The organism is Bradyrhizobium cytisi (assembly GCF_008123515.1).
Taxonomy (GTDB): Bacteria; Pseudomonadota; Alphaproteobacteria; order Rhizobiales; family Xanthobacteraceae; genus Bradyrhizobium; species Bradyrhizobium cytisi.
This window is the reverse complement of the sequence record NZ_VSSR01000019.1, coordinates 56,912-71,743: the sequence shown is the minus strand read 5'-3', so window position 1 is coordinate 71,743 and position 14,832 is coordinate 56,912. Positions and strand designations below refer to the sequence as shown.

Sequence of the window (14,832 nt, the reverse complement as noted above, 5' to 3'; positions counted from 1 at the left end):
CCCGGTATTCAGAATCTCGGTACTCAAATCACGGTGTCTCGGTCGCAGGCAGGGTGATGGTGAAGGTCGAGCCCTTGCCCGGGCCGTCGCTGTTGGCGGTGACCTCGCCGCCATGCATGTCGATAATACGCTTGACGATGGACAACCCAAGCCCCGTCGAGCTCTCACCTGCGGTCGGTTTTGCCGATAGCCGCTGGAACCGGCCGAACAGGCGGCCGAGATCCTCCGGCGACAGGCCGGCGCCCTCGTCGCTGACGCGGATGATGGTGTCGTTGGCCTCATGGGTGACTGCGACGGCGATCTTGCCGGCGATCGGCGAATATTTGATGGCGTTGCTGATGAGATTGTCGATCGCCTCGCGGATGCGGTCGGTGTCGCACATGGTGACGATGTTGACCGGCGCGGTGACGTGGATGGCCTGCTGCTTGTTGACGGCGAGCGGCTGGTTGGCCTCGGCGACCTCCTTCACCAGTGCCGCGACGTCGACCGGCTCGCGGCGGATGGTGATGTCGAAGGCATCCGCCATCGCATCCGAGATCAGGTGATCGACCATTGAGGTCAGCCGCTTGGTCGCATCGCGGATGTGGTCGACCTGGGCGCCCACGCCGCTCGCGGACGCGCCGGTCGAGATCAGCTCCTTCAGCATCTCGGTGCGGCCGAGGATGACGCCGAGCGGGTTCTTCAGATCGTGCGCGACGGTGCCCAGAATCTCGTTCTTGAAGCCGTTGGCGCGTTGCAGCCGCAGCCATTGCGCCGAGAGCCGGCGGTTGGCCTGCATCAGCGCGCGGGTGCGCTGGGCGACGCGGTCTTCCAGCTGCGTATTGGCGTCCTGGAGCTGCTGATAGAGGATGACGTTGTCGAACGCGATCGAGAGCCGACTGGAGAAGATCTCGACCAGCGAGCGGTCGGTCTCGGACAGGTCACGCTCGGCCTGCAGCAGCACCACGACCTCGCGGCCAGATCCGGTGCGTAGATAAATCACGCTGCGGTGGTCGGCGAATTCGTTCTTGCGGCGCTGGAACGCAGCCTCGACCATCTCACGCAAATCAGGGTCGAGCGCCTTCGACGTCGTGGTGCCGATGAAGCGGCTGTAGCAGCCGCTGCCGGCGAGCACCGAGAGCTCGGGATCGACGCCGCCATTGTCGCGCAAGACCAGTATACCGGCGCAGTCGACATTGAGCAACGAGGCGAGCTGGGTCAGCACGCCCTCGGCGAGCCGCTGCATCGACTTGAAGTCGTACAGCGTCGAGGCGGCATCGATGATGATCTCGAGCCCGCGCCTGGTCTGCACCATGCGCTCGAGCTGCTGGTAGGAGCGCAGCGCCGCGGTCAGCGAGGTGAACAGCTTGTCGGCGGTGAGCTCGGTCTTGGCCTTGTAGTCGTTGATGTCGTACTGCACGATCACGCGCCGCTCCGGCGCCTGGCCGGGCTGTCCGGTGCGCAGGATGATGCGCACGGTCTCGTTCTTGAGCTCGCTGCGGATATATTCGACCAGCTCGAGGCCGGCGACGTCGGTCTCCATGATGACGTCGAGCAGCACCGCGGCGATGTCGTTGTGCTCCGCCATCAGCTTGCGGCCTTCCGCCGCGGAATGGGCGGAGAGGATCTCGAGGCCCTGGCCGTTCAAGCTGTAGTCCGAGAGAGCAAAACGCGTGCCGTCATGCACGGCCGGATCGTCGTCGATGACGGCGATCTTCCATTTCCGGGCGTCCATATCCTCCGACGCGGTGCCGGTGTCGTCGATCAGGTGGAGGACATCGTCCTGTTCGGCCATTGCGAAGTCCCGTCACTTTCTGTGCCTTGCGCGCCGCCCTTGGCGATCCGCGGCATGATAATCCGAAAAGTAGTGCCTTGTCCCAGCTTGGATTCCAGCATCATCCGCCCGCCCAGCTGCTGGGTGACGAGGTTATAGACGATATGAAGCCCGAGTCCCGTGCCACCTTCATTGCGCCGGGTGGTAAAGAATGGGTCAAAGGCTTGGCGCTGCACGTCGGGGGTCATGCCGGCCCCGTCATCGGCGAAGATGATCTCGATATCGTCGGTGGCGCGCGGCCGCGCCGAGATGGTGATGGTGCCAGCGCGCCCGTCCGCGAAGGCGTGGTTGGCGGCGTTGAGGAACAGGTTGGTCAGGATCTGGCCATAGGAGCCGGGATAACCGTCGAGCAGCAGCCCCTCGGGCACGTCGACCAGCAGCGTGATCGGCGAGCGCTTCAGCACGGGCCTAAGGCTCGCGATGATCTGGTCGGTGGCTTCGCTGAGTGAGAACTGACGCCGCTCGGCATGGGACCGGTCGACCGCGACCTGCTTGAACGACTGGATCAGCTCGCCGGCGCGGGTGAGGTTGGCGACCAGCTGCTGCGAGGCGTCGCGCGAGGACTGCACGAATTCTTCCAGCTGCGAGCGGCGCAGGCCGCCGTCGCCCCTGAGCTGGGCCTCGAAGATCTCGCTGCGCCTCGCAAAACTCGAGGCCACCGTCAGGCTGATGCCGATGGGGTTGTTGACCTCATGCGCGACGCCGGCGACGAGGCTGCCGAGCGCTGCGAGCCGCTCGGCGTCGATCAGGTTCTGCTGCGCGGCGTTGAGCTCGAGCAGCGCGCTCTCCGCCTTTTCCTTCGATGCCCGCAGCTCGTCCTCGGTCTCGCGCTTGGCGATCGCATTCTCGCGGAACACCTCCACCGCGCGCGCCATCGCGCCGACCTCGTCTCGCGCGCGCGTGCCTTGCACCTCGCGGCCGAGATCGCCGAGTGTGATCGCGCGCATCGACGCCATGATCTGCTGCAGCGGCAACCGGATCGACAGCGCGATCAAGACGCCGGCGCTAAGGATGATGCCGAGGAAGATCACCGCGATCGACAGCACCCGCCGCGAGATGTTCGCCAGCGTGCGGTCAAACGTCTCCTGCGCCTTCTGCTCGCGCCGGCGCATCTTTGTCGAAAGGTCGTCGATGGCGCCGATCGCCTCGGCCTGGCTGGCGTCGATCGTGTTGCGCAGCAGCTCGGTGCGGCTCGTGAGCTGCTCGGACAGCTTTGCAAAACCCTCGCGCAGCGCCGTGGTACGGGCGCCGAGCTTCTGCAGCGCCATGCGCTGCAGATCGTTGTCGGCGAGATCGATCATGACCGGAATGGTCTTCTCGATCGTCTCGGTGTTGCGGCGCGCATCGTCGGCGGCACCCGGCGACAGCGACAGATAGTACGAATTGGCCGCGACCAGCATCGCCGTGAAGGCCTCGCGCGACTTGCCGAGCGAGGGCCAGATCAGTGCGTCGCGATGGCCGGTGGCGCCCTCGATGATGGAGTAGAGGCCCGCCATGTCCTTGGCCGGGCCCTGCACCTGCTCCTCGTAGGTCCTGGCGATGGTCGCCTGCACGCTGCGCAGCTCGCCAAAGCCGTTGAGGAAGCGGTCGGTGGTGCGCTCCAGCTCCTCGACCGAGCCCGACAGCATCGGATCCTTGGCGGCGCGGTCGGTCAGCGTGCCGAGCACGGCCTCGCGCAGCAGCAGGATCTCGGCGAACAGGTCCGGGCTCGGCTGGTTGATGTAGCGGTGGATCAGGTTCTGCAGGCGCCCGGTCTCGCTTTCGAGCAGCGCCAGGACCCGGTCGGATTCGCGCACCTGGCGGACGTCGTCCCAGGCCGAGCCCAGCACCTGCGCGCCGTTCCAGATCATCGCCACCAGCACGATCACGACGGCGGAGTTCAGCGCCGCGATCGATAGGATGCGCCAGCGGATCGGCACCGCCCGCAGCGCGCCGACGAGCCGCGCACGCATCCGCCCGATCGGACCGGACGGCCGCTCTGCGAGCTCGCTATGTCCGGGCGCGGCCAGTCGTGTCACTCCACCTTGCGAATGCGTTCGATCAGCGCGGCCGCGGCGGGATTCTGCGCGGCCTTGGCGTAGATCGGCGCCATCGCGTCCTCGAACGGCTTGCGGTCGATGTCCTTGATCACGATGATGCCGGCGGCCTCCGCCTTGCGCTGCGACTGCTCCTCGAGGTCGCGCCACTTCTCGCGCATGAACTGGCTGGAGCGTTGCGCGGCCTCCCTGAAGATGGTCTGGTCGTCGGCCGACAGGCTGCGCCAGGCCTTGAGCGAGATCACCAGCACCTCCGGGCTCATCGTGTGCCCGGTCAGGGTATAGTAGCCGGCATATTTGTAATGGTCTGTCGTCACGAAGGATGGCCAGTTGTTTTCGGCGCCGTCGATCAGATGGGTTGCGAGCCCCGTGAGCACCTGCCCATAGGGCAATTCGACCGGCTCGGCGCCGAGCGAGCGGATCATCTCGCTCATCAACTCCGACTGCTGCACCCGGATCCGCAATCCCTTGAGATCGGCGATGCTCTTCAGCGGGCGGACGGCATTGTAGATCGAGCGTGCCCCGGAATCGTAGAAGGCTAGCCCGACGAAGCCGTAGGGCTCGAAGCTGCCCAAGATCTCATTGCCGATCGGCCCGTCCAGCACCTTCTGCATGTGCTCGATGGACCGGAACAGGAACGGCATGGCGAGCACGTTCATCGCCGGGACGAAATTGCCGATCAGGGCCACGTTGGTCCGGTTGAGGTCGATCGCGCCGGCGCGGGTCTGCTCGATCGTCTCCTTCTCCTCGCCGAGCTGGCGGGAGTGAAACACCTTGATCTCGTGCCGCCCGCCGGTGCGCTCGGCGATCAGCGCGCCCATGTAGCGCAGCGCCTGGACGGTCGGGTAATCCTCGGTCTGGGTGTCGGCGGCGCGGAATTCGCGCGCAGCAGCGTCCGTCGCGCAGATGGCGAGCAGAAGCGCGACGAAGATCACCCCGGCCCGCGAGAGTTCGGCACGGTTCAGCACTGGCACACTCAACCCCTCGGAGATGGAGTCTATGGCAGGACCAAAAGGTTCAATGCAATCTAGCAGATGGTCGAGGGAAGGCCATCCCGCGCCGCTCCCCCCGGCGCGATTGTGCGGCGCGACCGGCCTTTATTCCTGGTTGAAACCGCAGGTACCGCGCCTTAAGCAGGGTACGCTCGCCTTTTGCCGCTTGATCCGGGAAGCGCCATCGTGACTTCAGCAATGCGCCTTTTGCAGGTCGCCGCCGCCACCTTGGCCCTCGCCTTGAGCTGCGAGGCGCGCGCCGCCACCGACATCGCGTGGTGGCACGCCATGTCGGGCGAGCTCGGCAAGCAGCTCGAAAAGCTCGCCTCCGATTTCAACGCCTCGCAGTCCGACTACCGCGTCGTGCCTGCTTACAAGGGCAATTACACCGAGACGGTGACGGCCGCGATCTTCGCCTTCCGCTCGCGCAGCCAGCCCGCGATCGTCCAGGTCAACGAAGTTGCAACGGCAACCATGACCGCGGCCAAGGGCGCGATCTATCCGGTGTACAGCATGATGCGCGACATGGGCGAGCCGTTCTCGCTCAACGACTATCTTCCGGCGGTCTCCGGTTATTACACCGACGCCGCCGGCAATCTGCTGTCGTTCCCGTTCAACTCGTCGACACCGATCCTCTACTACAACAAGACCATGTTCCGCGACGCCGGCCTCGATCCCGAGACGCCGCCGAAGACATGGCCCGAGCTCGGCGCCGCTGCAAAGCGGCTGCGCGATCGCGGCGCCGTCTGCGGCTTCACCACGTCCTGGCCGTCCTGGATCCATGTCGAGAATTTTTCGGCGTTCCACAATCTGCCGCTGGCCACGCGCGCGAACGGTTTTGCCGGTCTCGATGCGGAATTGACCATCAACAATCCGGTCGTGGTCAAGCACGTCGCCCAGCTCGCCGAGTGGCAGAAGACAAAGTTGTTCGACTATAGCGGCCGCGGCCAGTCGGCCGAGCCGCGCTTCCAGAACGGCGAATGCGGCATCTTCATCGGCTCCTCGGCGACGCGCGCCGACATCAAGGCGAATTCGAAGTTCGAGATCGGCTACGGCATGATGCCGTACTGGCCCGACGTGAAAGGCGCGCCGCAGAATTCCATCATCGGCGGCGCCACGCTGTGGGTGCTGCGCGACCGGCCGCGCGACGAATACAAGGGCGTGGCGCGGTTCTTCGCCTATCTGTCGCAGCCCGGCGTGCAGGCCGCCTGGCATCAGAACACCGGCTACCTGCCGATCACCCGTGCCGCCTTCGAGCTGACGCGCGCGCAAGGATTCTACGAGCGCAATCCGGGCTCGGCGATCTCGTTCGAGGAGATCACGCTGCATCCGCCGACCGAGAATTCGAAAGGCATAAGGCTCGGCTCCTTCAACCTGATCCGCGGCACGATCGAGGAGGAGCTTGAGCACGCCTTCGCCGGCCAGAAGAGCGCGCAGGCCGCGCTGGACGCCGCCGTCGAGCGCGGCAACAAGCTGCTGCGCCAGTTCGAGCGCGCCAGCCCGGATAGGTAGCGGCGGGATGGAAGCTTGCCGATTGGAGCGCGAGACCCTCCACGTCGTCGTGCCCGGGCTTGTCCCGGCCATCCACGCCTGCCCCCCAGCACGAAAAGCGTGGATGCCCGGGACAAGCCCGGGCACGACGAACTCGAGTGCACAAAGGCGCGATGTCGATGACACTACCCCACTTCGCTGATGCGGTGAGCTTCCGCGCCTTTCGCTCCGCTTCCTCGCAATGGCTGCCGATCGTGCTCGATATCGCGCGCGGCCACGGCATCGACACCAGCTCGCCGCATATATTTTCGACCGGCACCAATCTCGTGGTCGGGCTTGGCGAGAAGCTGATCCTGAAAATCTTCCCGCCGGTTGCCGGAAGCGCAGAAGGAGCGCGTGCTGCGCCAGATCGGCGAGACCATTGCCGCCGTGCAGCGCGCGCCGCTCGGCCCGCTGGCGCAAATCGAGCCGCGCTGGGATGCGTTCATGCGCACGCAGATGCAGGGCTGCCGTAACAGGCACACGCATCTCGGCCTCGCGCCAAAATTCCTAGCTGGCCTCGATGATCTCCTGCACGACGCCGCAACGCTGATTCCGGTCGACGCACCGCCGGTGATCCTGATCGGCGAATACATTCCGGAAAATTTTCTGCTCGCCTGCCACGACGGCGACTGGTCGCTCGCCGGCCTGTTCGACTTCGGCGACGTGAAGGCTGGATGGCGCGATTACGATCTGCTCGGCCCGAGCGCCTTCATGGCGGCGGGCCGGCCGGGGAGGGTGCGCAGCCTGCTCGAAGGGTTTGGCTACGAGAAGCTGGACTACGCGCTGAAGCGCCGCCTGATGGCGCTGATGCTGCTGCACCACGCCAGCGACCTCAACAGCCACATCTGCATCGCGGGCTGGCAGGACAAGGTGGACGATCTGATCGCGCTGCAGGAGTTGATCTGGGCGGGGTGAGCGCCTCCCGCTCCGTCATTCCGGGGCGCCGCATAGCGGCGAGCCCGGAATCCATCTTCCCTCGCGTTCCGTGGCCCGATGGATTCCGGGCTCGATGCTTCGCATCGCCCCGGAATGACGGGCAACGCTCATTAAGCGGGCTCTGGCTTCGATGCGCCTATAAAATAGGCAATTATGCGTCTCTGTATGCAATGATCCTGAGAACCCTTTGAGGCCGAAATCTGAAATGCCTTATTCTTTCAGGCTGTTGGGCCGGCGTGCGTTGCTTCCAAGCCTTGGCACGAACCTTGCGAATCCAGTTCCAACCAGAAACTTTTTGAGTTGGAGCATTTTTATGAAGCGCCGCGATTTTCTCAAGTCCGTCTCCGGATTGGCCGCCGGCGCGACGCTTCCGGTCATTCCGTCCGTGGTCTCCTCGGCCTATGCCGACGCGCGCTCGGAGACGCTGCTGATCGTCTCGGAAGGCGGCCCCAACAATCTCGACATCCACGGCGTCGGCACCAATGTGCCCGGCTATGAAGTGTCCTGGAATTGCTACGACCGGCTGATCAGCCACGAGATGAAGACCGGCCCCGGCGGCGTGCCCTATTACGACCGCGACAAGTTCAAAGGTGAGCTCGCCGAGGAGTTCAAGATCGACGACATGTCGGTCACCTTCAAGCTGCGCAAGAACGCCAAATTCCACGACGGCACGCCCGTCACCGCCAAGGACGTGAAATGGTCGCTCGATCGTGCGGTCAGCGTCGGCGGTTTCCCGACCTTCCAGATGAGCGCGGGCTCGCTGACCAAGCCGGAGCAGTTCGTCGTCATCGACGACCACACCGTGCGCGTCGACTTCCTGAAGAAGGACAGGCTGACGGTCCCCGATCTCGCGGTAATCGTGCCCTGCATCGTCAACTCCGAGCTTGTGAAGAAGAACGCCAACGAGAAGGATCCCTGGGGACTCGAATTCACCAAGCAGCAGACCGCGGGCTCCGGCGCCTACAAGGTGACGAAGTGGACGGCCGGCACCGAAGTGATCATGGAGCGCAACGAGGATTGGGTCTGCGGTCCGCTGCCGAAGATCAAGCGCGTGATCTGGCGCATGGTGCCGCAGGCCGGCAACCGCCGCGCGCTGCTGGAGCGTGGCGACGCCGACATCTCCTACGAGCTCCCGAACAAGGATTTCCAGGAGATGAAGGCCAGCGGCAAGCTCAACGTGGTGTCGCTGCCGTTCTCCAACGGCATCCAGTATATCGGCATGAACGTCACCAAGCCGCCGTTCGATAATCCCAGGGTACGTCAGGCGGTGGCCTACGCGCTGCCCTACCAGAAGATCATGGATGCCGTGATGTTCGGCCTCGCGAACCCCATGTTCGGCGCCGCGAAGGACAAGCCGACCGAAGTCGCCTGGCCGCAACCGCACAAATACAACACCGACATCGAGAAGGCGAAGGCGCTGATGGCGGAAGCCGGCCTCGCCAGCGGCTTCGAGACCACGATCTCGTTCGATCTCAACTTCGCCGGCGTCAACGAGCCGCTCTGCGTGCTGGTGCAGGAAAGCCTCGCCCAGATCGGCATCAGGACCACCATCAACAAGGTGCCCGGCGCCAACTGGCGCACCGAGTTGAACAAGAAGGAGATGCCGCTCTTCACCAACGTGTTCTCGGGCTGGCTCGATTACCCCGAGTACTTCTTCTACTGGTGCTATCACGGCAACAATTCCGTCTTCAACACCATGAGCTACAAATCGGCGGAGATGGACAAGCTGATCGACGGCGCGCGCACCGCGGCCGCCACCGGCGACATGACCACCTACGACACCGACGTGAAAGGCTTCGTCGATCTCGCCTACGCCGACATCCCGCGCATCCCCCTGTACCAGCCCTTCGTCAACGTCGCGATGCAGAAGAACATCTCGGGCTACCAATACTGGTTCCACCGCCGCCTCGATTATCGCGCGCTGGCGAAGGGGTGATGCGTCATGAGCGCGCGCGACATGGCCGCGACGCTGGCTGGCCTGCTGAGTGAGGCGGGCACTGTCCTCTCATTCCCTCTCCCCTTGTGGGAGAGGGGTAGGGTGAGGGGTAGCCACGAATTCCGACCGCGCTTGGGGCCACCCCTCACCCCAACCCTCTCCCACAAGGGGAGAGGGGGCGCAGCTGAGCGCGCCTGTAGACCGTTCTCACAGGCCATCAACATCAGGAGTCCCACGCCATGCTGACCATGATCGGCAAGCGCCTGATGTTCGCGATTCCCTCACTGATCGGCGTCGTCATCGTCACCTTCCTGCTGACGCGTGCGCTGCCCGGTGATCCGGCGGCGTACTTCGCAGGCCCCGCGGCGACCAAGGAAGCGGTCGAGCAGATCCGCAAGAAGCTCGGCCTCGACAAGCCGCTGATCGAGCAGTTCTTCCGCTACACCAACGATCTCGCGCATGGCGATTTCGGCAACTCGCTCACGACAGGCCAGCCGGTCGCAGCCGAAATTCGCAACCGGCTTCCGGCTTCGGCCGAGCTGACACTGCTCGGCCTGATCGTCTCCATCGTCATCGCCATTCCGCTCGGCGTGCTCGCGGCGACAAGACCAGGATCATGGATCGATCATCTCTGCCGAATAACAACGACAGCGGGCGTCTCGCTCCCCGTGTTCTTCACCGGCCTGGTGCTGGTCTATTTCTTCTATTTCAGGCTCGGCTGGTCGCCGGCGCCGCTCGGGCGTCTCGATGTGTTCTACAGCGCGCCGCCGACGGTCACCGGCTTCTATCTGATCGACACACTGATTGCGCGCGACTTCGAAGCGTTCCGCTCGGCGTTGAGCCAGCTCATCCTGCCCGCGACGACGCTCGCGATCTTCTCGTTGGCGCCGATCGCGCGCATGACGCGCGCCTCGATGCTCGCGGTACTGTCGTCGGAATTCGTCCGCACCGCGCGCGCCAGCGGCCTGTCGCCGACGACAGTCATCGTCACCTATGCGTTTCGCAATGCGATGCTGCCTGTCATCACTACGCTTAGCATGGTGTTCTCGTTCCTGCTCGGCGCCAACGTGCTGGTCGAAAAAGTGTTCGCCTGGCCCGGCATCGGCTCCTACGCGGTGGAAGCGCTGATCTCGTCGGACTTCGCGCCGGTGCAGGGCTTCGTGCTGACCATGGCGGTGATGTACGTGCTCTTGAATCTGGTGATCGACATTCTCTATGGCGTGATCGATCCACGCGTGCGGCTTGAAGGGTAGGGGGACACGCTATGAGCACCGTCGCGCCAGCCGTTGAACCCGGTCCCGCCCGCACCTCGGGACTGGTCGCGATCCTCGAACAGACCCGCTATGTCCTCGGCGAGAACAAGGTCACGGGCTTTTCCTTCGCCCTGCTGATCGTGATCCTCCTTGCGGCGATCTTCGGTCCCTACACGGTGCCGTACGATCCGCTCGCCTCCGACACCGCGGCGGCGTTGAAAGCACCATCGGCGGCGCACTGGTTCGGCACCGATCAGCTTGGGCGCGACATTTTCAGCCGCGTCGTGGTGGCGACGCGGCTCGATACCTTCATCGCGGTCGCCTCCGTCGTGCTGGTGTTCCTGATGGGCGGGCTCGCCGGCATCGCAGCCGGTTACTTTGGTGGCTGGACCGATCGCATCGTCGGCCGTATCGCCGACACCATCATGGCCTTCCCGCTGTTCGTGCTGGCGATGGGCATTGTCGCCGCGCTCGGCAACACCGTGCAGAACATCATTCTGGCCACCGCCATCGTCAACTTCCCGCTCTACGCCCGCGTCGCGCGCGCCGAAGCGAACGTGCGCCGCAATGCCGGCTTCGTGCAGGCGGCGCGTCTCTCCGGCAACGGCGAATTCCGCATCCTGCTGGTGCACATCCTGCCGAACATCATGCCGATCATGATCGTGCAGATGTCGCTGACCATGGGCTACGCCATCCTCAATGCCGCCGGCCTGTCCTTCATCGGCCTCGGCGTCCGCCCGCCGACCGCCGAATGGGGCATCATGGTCGCCGAAGGCGCGGGCTTCATGGTCTCGGGCGAATGGTGGATCGCGCTCTTCCCCGGCCTCGCGCTGATGATCGCCGTGTTCTGTTTCAACCTCCTCGGCGACGGCCTGCGCGACATCGTCGATCCCCAGCGGAGGACGTGATGGCCCCATTTCCGCGAGAATTCTCTAATGATTTCAACGCCGCTCTACTGTGCATGGGGTTGTTTTCGAGCTTTTTGAGTGACGGGAGGCATCCATGACCGCCCAGCCGCTGCTCGAGGTCCAGGACCTCACCGTCGAATTCACCACCCGGCGCGGCATCGTCAAGGCCGTGCAGCACGTCAACATCTCCGTCGCCAGGGGCGAGACGCTCGCCATCGTCGGCGAGTCCGGCTCCGGCAAGTCGGTGACGTCCTACGCGGTGATGCGCATCCTCGATCGCGCCGGGAGGATCGCCGAGGGCTCGGTGATGTTCTCCGGCATCGACGTCAAGGCCGCGACCGAAGGCCAGATGCGCGACCTGCGCGGCCGCGAAGTCTCGATGATCTTCCAGAACCCGCGTGCGGCGCTGAACCCGATCCGGAAAGTGGGCGACCAGATCGAGGACGTGCTGCGCACCCATGTGCAGCAGGCGATGGTTTCGGACCACGGAGAAAAGGCGATCGAGGCACTGGAGCAGGTCAAGATCGCCCGCCCGCGCGAGCGCTATCATGCCTATCCTTTCGAGCTCTCCGGCGGCATGTGCCAGCGCGTCGTCATCGCGCTCGCGCTCGCCTGCAACCCGCAGCTCCTGATCGCTGACGAGCCGACCACCGGCCTCGACGTCACCACCCAGAAAGCGGTGATGGACCTGATTGTCGAGCTGACCAAGCGCAAGGCGATGTCGACCATCCTCATCACCCACGATCTCGGCCTCGCCGCCGCCTATTGCGACCGCGTCGTGGTGATGGAAAAGGGCCGGGTGGTCGAGACCGCCAAGGCCGCGGACATCTTCGCCAACCCGCAGCATCCCTACACCAAGAAGCTGATGCGCGCGACGCCGCGGCTCGGTGTGAGCTTGCGGGATCTGCTGCCGGAGGAGGAGGGAGCCGCGAGCGCGGAGCCTGCCCCGGCCGTCGCCGCAATTGCAGAGGGCCAGCAGCCCCTCCTGCTCATCGAAAAGCTGGTCAAAGAATACCCCCGCCAGGGCGCCACCGCCACGCTCGGAAAACTGTTCGGCCGCAAGCCGCCGGTCGAGCCGGACGTGTTCCGCGCGGTCGACGGCATCAGCTTCTCGATCGGCCATGGCGAGAGCGTCGGCCTGGTTGGCGAATCCGGCTGCGGCAAATCGACCACGTCGATGATGGTGATGCGCCTGCTGGACCAGACCTCCGGCCTGATCCAGTTCGACGGCGAGGACATCGGCGGCATTCAGCCTGCCGCCTTCGCCCGGCTGCCGCAGCGCAGCCGGATCCAGATGGTATTCCAGGACCCGACCGACAGCCTCAACCCTCGTTTTACCGCGGCGCGCGCCATCGTCGATCCGATCATGCAGCTCGGCGATATCAGGGGGCGCGATGCGCTTCGCGCCCGCTGCGAGGAGCTGGCCACCATGGTCGGCCTGCCGCACAATCTGCTCGATCGCTTCCCACACCAGCTCTCCGGCGGGCAGAAGGCCCGCGTCGGCATCGCCCGTGCGATTGCGCTGCATCCAAAGCTCGTCGTCCTCGACGAGCCGACCGCGGCGCTCGACGTCTCGGTGCAGGCAGTCGTGCTGAACCTGCTTCAGGACCTGAAGGCGCGGCTAGGTATGAGTTATCTGTTCGTCTCGCATGATTTGAATGTGGTGCGCTTGTTGTGCGATCGTGTCATTGTGATGCGGACGGGGCGGATCGTCGAGGAAGGCTCTTCCGAGCAGGTCCTGAGCGATCCGCAGGACAGTTACACCAAGGAGCTGCTGACGGCGATCCCGCATCCGCCGTTGCAGATCCACTGAGAGTGCACTGATTGTTTGGGAGCGTGATGGCCGAGCCGCTGGACGACTATATCGACGCCGTATCGAAAGCGCTGGCGCTGCCGGTCGAGGAGGCCTGGCGGCCCGCGGTACGCGCCAATCTCGAAGTCTCGCTGCGGCTTGGTCGCCTCGTCGACGAATTCGCGCTGCCGGACGACACCGAGCCGGCGCCGATCTTCACGGCCTGATGCTGCCATGACCACCAAGCCAGAGATGACGGCCTCCGAGATCGCGAATGCGGTTGCGCGCGGCAAGATGTCCGCGCTCGATGCCACCGAAGCGGCGCTCGCGCGCATCAAGCAGCGCGACACCCTGCTCAATTCCTTCACCGACGTCACCGCCGATCGCGCCCGTGCGAAAGCGCGTGCGATCGATGCCGACATTGCGGCCGGCAAGACCGTCGGCCCGCTCGCCGGCGTGCCCTTCGCGGTGAAGAATCTTTTTGACGTCGCGGGTCTGCCGACGCGGGCCGGCTCGAAGATCAACCGCGACCTCGCGCCATCCCAGCGTGACGCGACCTTGATCGAGCGACTGGAGGCGGCCGGCGCCGTGCTGGTCGGTGCGCTCAACATGGGCGAGTACGCCTACGACTTCACCGGCGAGAACGTCCACGACGGTCCCTCGCGCAATCCGCATGACATCACGCGGATGGCCGGCGGCTCATCAGGCGGCTCCGGCAGCGCCGTCGGCGGCGCGCTCGTGCCGATTGCCCTCGGCTCGGACACCAACGGCTCGATTCGCGTGCCGTCCTCCTTCTGCGGCATCTTTGGCCTGAAGCCGACCTATGGCCGGCTGTCGCGCGCGCGCTCGTTCCCGTTCGTCGCGAGCCTCGATCATCTCGGCCCGTTCGCGCGCTCGGTGACGGATCTCGCGCTCGCCTATGACGCGATGCAGGGCCCGGATGCCGACGACGCAGCCTGCACGACAACACGTGGTCTGGAGCCGACGACGCCGCTGCTCGCAAATCCGGTCTCGGACCTGCGCATCGCGATCGCCGGCGGGCACTTCCAGAAGAACCTGTTTCCAGAAGCCGTCGAGGCCGTCAGCCGTATCGCCAAGGCACTTGGCGCAACGCGAGTGGTCGACGTGCCCGAAGCCTCGCGCGCCCGCGCGGCGGCCTATGTCATCACCACCACTGAAGGCGCATCGCTGCATCTCGATCGCCTGCGCAAGCGTCCGAACGATTTCGATCCCGCCGTGCGCGACCGGCTGATCGCCGGCGCCATGGTGCCGGCGCCTCTGGTAGACCGCGCGCAAAAATTCCGCCGTTGGTATCGCGCGCAACTCGCTGAAATCTTCAAATCCGTCGACGTGCTGATCGCCCCGGCAACGCCCTGCACCGCGCCAAAACTCGGCCAGGTGAATTTCAATCTCGATGGCGTCGAATTTCCGGTGCGCGCCAACATCGGCATCCACACCCAGCCAATCTCGTTCATCGGCTTGCCCGTGGTCGCCGTGCCGGTTCCGCTCGAGCCGTTGCCGATCGGTGTGCAGATTATTGCCGCGCCCTGGCGCGAGGACATCGCGCTGCGCGTTGCGCACGCATTGGAGAAGATGGGCGTGGTCGCCGCGCCGTCACCAAAAGGATTCTGAG

At 64.9% G+C, this 14,832-nt stretch carries 10 protein-coding genes and 1 pseudogene; 8 read left to right on the top strand and 3 right to left on the bottom strand.

What is annotated here, in order from left to right:
* Window positions 1-28: 28 nt before the first annotated feature.
* From FXB38_RS11775 to FXB38_RS11765, 3 genes are all read right to left on the bottom strand, one after another.
* On the bottom strand, window positions 29-1,774 hold the full coding sequence (locus FXB38_RS11775) for an ATP-binding response regulator (RefSeq protein WP_148751019.1): 1,746 nt from the start codon (window positions 1,772-1,774) through the stop codon (window positions 29-31).
* The gene (locus FXB38_RS11770; protein ID WP_187434821.1) at window positions 1,744-3,765 is read right to left on the bottom strand and encodes a sensor histidine kinase; all 2,022 of its coding nucleotides are present in this window, start codon (window positions 3,763-3,765) and stop codon (window positions 1,744-1,746) included. The genes FXB38_RS11775 and FXB38_RS11770 overlap by 31 nt, the downstream gene beginning before the upstream one ends.
* Before the next feature lie 62 nt (window positions 3,766-3,827).
* Window positions 3,828-4,823 (bottom strand): TRAP transporter substrate-binding protein, encoded by a 996-nt coding sequence (locus FXB38_RS11765; RefSeq protein WP_148751018.1) that lies wholly within the window; start codon window positions 4,821-4,823, stop codon window positions 3,828-3,830.
* 216 nt (window positions 4,824-5,039) lie between these two features.
* On the opposite strand from FXB38_RS11765, the gene ugpB reads away from it, so the two are divergent.
* The 8 genes and pseudogenes from ugpB to FXB38_RS11720 all read left to right on the top strand — a co-directional run bounded on the left by ugpB (window position 5,040) and on the right by FXB38_RS11720 (window position 14,831).
* Window positions 5,040-6,353 carry a sn-glycerol-3-phosphate ABC transporter substrate-binding protein UgpB gene (gene ugpB, locus FXB38_RS11760; RefSeq protein ID WP_148751078.1) on the top strand — a complete coding sequence of 438 codons (1,314 nt, stop codon included), beginning with the start codon at window positions 5,040-5,042 and terminating at the stop codon, window positions 6,351-6,353.
* A gap of 152 nt (window positions 6,354-6,505) precedes the next feature.
* Window positions 6,506-7,289: pseudogene (locus FXB38_RS11755) on the top strand (aminoglycoside phosphotransferase family protein).
* Window positions 7,290-7,623: 334 nt separating this feature from the next.
* On the top strand, window positions 7,624-9,246 hold the full coding sequence (locus FXB38_RS11750) for an ABC transporter substrate-binding protein (RefSeq protein WP_148751017.1): 1,623 nt from the start codon (window positions 7,624-7,626) through the stop codon (window positions 9,244-9,246).
* 239 nt (window positions 9,247-9,485) lie between these two features.
* On the top strand, window positions 9,486-10,499 hold the full coding sequence (locus FXB38_RS11740; protein ID WP_148751016.1) for an ABC transporter permease: 1,014 nt from the start codon (window positions 9,486-9,488) through the stop codon (window positions 10,497-10,499).
* Between the two features lie 11 nt (window positions 10,500-10,510).
* A complete protein-coding gene (locus tag FXB38_RS11735; protein ID WP_148751015.1) occupies window positions 10,511-11,407 on the top strand; it encodes an ABC transporter permease in 897 nt (298 codons plus the stop codon).
* A gap of 94 nt (window positions 11,408-11,501) precedes the next feature.
* Window positions 11,502-13,220, top strand: a complete 1,719-nt coding sequence (locus tag FXB38_RS11730) for a dipeptide ABC transporter ATP-binding protein (protein ID WP_148751014.1) — start codon at window positions 11,502-11,504, stop codon at window positions 13,218-13,220.
* Window positions 13,221-13,246: 26 nt separating this feature from the next.
* The gene (locus tag FXB38_RS11725) at window positions 13,247-13,426 is read left to right on the top strand and encodes a DUF4089 domain-containing protein (protein ID WP_187434813.1); all 180 of its coding nucleotides are present in this window, start codon (window positions 13,247-13,249) and stop codon (window positions 13,424-13,426) included.
* Window positions 13,427-13,433: 7 nt separating this feature from the next.
* The gene (locus FXB38_RS11720) at window positions 13,434-14,831 is read left to right on the top strand and encodes an AtzE family amidohydrolase (protein WP_187434812.1); all 1,398 of its coding nucleotides are present in this window, start codon (window positions 13,434-13,436) and stop codon (window positions 14,829-14,831) included.
* Window position 14,832: the final 1 nt, after the last annotated feature.

Bases quoted from the DNA above. Each gene is read 5' to 3' on its own strand.
- FXB38_RS11775 (WP_148751019.1), bottom strand. From the start codon at position 1,774: ATGGCCGAACAGGACGATGTCCTCCACCTGATCGACGACACCGGCACC.
- FXB38_RS11770 (WP_187434821.1), bottom strand. From the start codon at position 3,765: ATGCGTGCGCGGCTCGTCGGCGCGCTGCGGGCGGTGCCGATCCGCTGG.
- ugpB (WP_148751078.1), top strand. From the start codon at position 5,040: ATGCGCCTTTTGCAGGTCGCCGCCGCCACCTTGGCCCTCGCCTTGAGC.
- FXB38_RS11750 (WP_148751017.1), top strand. From the start codon at position 7,624: ATGAAGCGCCGCGATTTTCTCAAGTCCGTCTCCGGATTGGCCGCCGGC.
- FXB38_RS11740 (WP_148751016.1), top strand. From the start codon at position 9,486: ATGCTGACCATGATCGGCAAGCGCCTGATGTTCGCGATTCCCTCACTG.
- FXB38_RS11735 (WP_148751015.1), top strand. From the start codon at position 10,511: ATGAGCACCGTCGCGCCAGCCGTTGAACCCGGTCCCGCCCGCACCTCG.
- FXB38_RS11730 (WP_148751014.1), top strand. From the start codon at position 11,502: ATGACCGCCCAGCCGCTGCTCGAGGTCCAGGACCTCACCGTCGAATTC.
- FXB38_RS11725 (WP_187434813.1), top strand. From the start codon at position 13,247: ATGGCCGAGCCGCTGGACGACTATATCGACGCCGTATCGAAAGCGCTG.
- FXB38_RS11720 (WP_187434812.1), top strand. From the start codon at position 13,434: ATGACCACCAAGCCAGAGATGACGGCCTCCGAGATCGCGAATGCGGTT.